This window comes from Streptomyces katrae (assembly GCF_000966975.1).
Lineage (GTDB): Bacteria > Actinomycetota > Actinomycetes > Streptomycetales > Streptomycetaceae > Streptomyces > Streptomyces katrae.
The window spans coordinates 1-1,748 of sequence record NZ_JZWV01000136.1; the positions used below are offsets into that span (position 1 = coordinate 1).

Consider the following 1,748-nt stretch of genomic DNA (forward strand, 5'->3'; position numbering starts at 1 on the left):
GGTGGTTCGTCCGTCGGGTGGTTCGTCCGTCGGGTGGTTGCGGCTTCCGCCGTGACGACCGTCCCTCCGGCGGCTCCTTCGGCGGCCGCCGCGACGACAAGCCCCGCTGGAAGCGCAACGGCTGACGCCTGAGCGGCCTCTGACGAGGAATCGGCCCCCACAGCACTCCGGTGCGGTGGGGGCCGAGCCCATTTCCGGCCGCTTTCACCCCACCCGCACCCCGTGGCGGGAAACCGCCGGGGCCACACCCGGCGATACCCGATCGGCCAGCAGCCCCTCTGCGGCTATGCTCTGGGGTGAGCACATGGAGGGCCATTAGCTCAATTGGCAGAGCAGCGGACTTTTAATCCGTTGGTTGTCGGTTCGAGTCCGACATGGCCTACCTCCCGCAGGCGGGGGACGACCCCTCCGGCCTGCTCCAGAGCGCCCCTCCGGTTCCGACCGGAGGGGCGCTCCGTGCGTTGCGGCCCCGAAGGACCCCGGGGTGGCCGGGGCTGGCCGGAACCTGGCGGCCCGTCCTCGCGCGACACGCCGGTGGGGACACCCCTTCGGTCCATTCGCGATGGGCCATCGCGCTGACCGGGCCGCGCGCCTGACGCCGATAACAGACATATGAGCCAAATCATGTGAAAGGAGGCTCAATCACGGGCTTCCGGGCCCATCTCTTCGGTTCCACAAGGAGCAACACGCATGAGTCCTGAGAAGAGGACCGCATCCCGTCTCGGCCCGCTCCCCCGGCAGGGCAGGTATCTCGCAGGCAGCGCGGTGGCATCGCTGGCCGTCGTGGTGCTGGGCCTCGCCACCCCGACGCTGGCGTTCGGCGCGAGCCCGCTGCCGGCGGCGTCGGCGAGCACGGCCGGCCTCGACCGGTGCAAGGATCACGACCATGACGACGACGGGGACGGCGACCGCGCCGCCGCCTCCCGCGAGGTCGCGAACGGCGGCGGCCACGACGACGACTGCAAGCGCGGACCGCGCGGCCCGAAGGGGCCGAGGGGGCCGAAGGGCGACACGGGTCCGACGGGTCCGACGGGCGCGACCGGGGCCACGGGCGCGACCGGGGCGACGGGTGCGACGGGAGCCACTGGCGCAACAGGTGCGACTGGTGCCAACGGCTGCGGCAGCGACATCGACTCCGTCCTCCCCAACGGAACGGAGGAGTTCAGCATCTTCCTGATCAACGGAGTCGCGTACGGCGGCCACCGCCACAGCCCCACCGCGGGCGACTACAACCGTCAGAACCTCACCGATCCCACGGTCAACCCGGGCTACCCCAACCCCGCCACCGTCTGCTCCGCCACGGTCTCGGTCCAGGGCCCGAACCTCAACTTCAAGGTGATCACCACGACGGGGGACGCGTACGAGCTCCAGTGCCTCGCCAACGCGCCGGCCAACAACGCGTTCTGCGGCCCCCTGCCCGATGGAACCCTGAGGCGGTGGCGCGGAGTCGGCATCCAGCCCGTGAACCCCGGGCTGCCGTTCAGGGCCGCGAAGGGCGCCCCGCCCGCACATCACGGTCTCGCGGAGGCGGACAAGGGGCTCGCCAAGAGCAACATGGGGTCCTGACCCGGTCGGGATCCCGCTGAGCGTGCCCGCGCCCGGGGTCGCCCCGGGTGCGGGCACGAGCTCCTTTTTGGTGCTCTGACCTGCGGTGATGTCGTTCAGGAGGGGTTGTGGCGGCTTAATTGGCGAGACGCGCCCCCCGGATGACGTAGAGTTGGGTTCACCGACGCGGGGTGGAGCAGCTC

Annotated in this window: 1 protein-coding gene and 1 tRNA gene; both read left to right on the forward strand. The window is 71.1% G+C overall.

What is annotated here, in order from left to right; genetic code table 11:
- Positions 1-309: 309 nt before the first annotated feature.
- Positions 310-382, forward strand: a tRNA-Lys gene (locus tag VR44_RS07225).
- 308 nt (positions 383-690) lie between these two features.
- The gene (locus tag VR44_RS46325) at positions 691-1,566 is read left to right on the forward strand and encodes a hypothetical protein (RefSeq protein WP_211275032.1); all 876 of its coding nucleotides are present in this window, start codon (positions 691-693) and stop codon (positions 1,564-1,566) included.
- Positions 1,567-1,748: the final 182 nt, after the last annotated feature.